The organism is Pseudomonas sp. 30_B, assembly GCF_017491605.1.
GTDB lineage: Bacteria > Pseudomonadota > Gammaproteobacteria > Pseudomonadales > Pseudomonadaceae > Pseudomonas.
Genome location: NZ_JAFGYY010000187.1, coordinates 1 through 513, shown reverse-complemented (window position 1 = coordinate 513; position 513 = coordinate 1). Strand labels below are relative to the sequence as shown.

The following is a 513-nucleotide window of genomic DNA, read 5'->3' as shown; positions in this document are numbered from 1 at the left end:
ACAGGATCATCTGGTTTTGATTTAATTGAGCAAGGTGCATTATATTTAAATAGTGAAATCGAATCTAATGCTCTTGTTAAATTAGATAAATCAAAATTACCAAATCTAAAATATCGTAATAAAGTAATTTATGATAAAGTTTCACAGATAAATGATCCAGGTAATAATTATGCTGTGGTATATAGTTATGGAACTACAGGTTTAGTTTATAACAAACAAGAAATAGAGCAAAGATTAGGTAAAGGTGTGGTTCCTAATAGCTGGAAATATGTTTTTGATAAAAAATACCTCAAACAAATAGCTCCATGTGGAGTTTCGTTACTTGATGAACCTGAGCAAATATTTGGTAATTATTTTTTCTATCACGGAATTGATCCAAATACCAATAGCAAGGCTGAATACGAAAAAGCAGCTTTAGATATTATTAAAAATGTCCGCCCATATATTAAATATTTTGATAGTAATAAATATCAAAATGATTTTACCGCGGGTAATCTTTGTTTAGTTATGGGT

At 28.8% G+C, this 513-nt stretch carries 1 protein-coding gene; it reads left to right on the top strand.

The window, feature by feature from the left end; translation table 11 throughout:
* Positions 1-513, top strand: a 513-nt coding sequence (locus tag J5M67_RS27850; RefSeq protein WP_207888600.1) for an extracellular solute-binding protein, incomplete at both ends; no start/stop codon positions are given.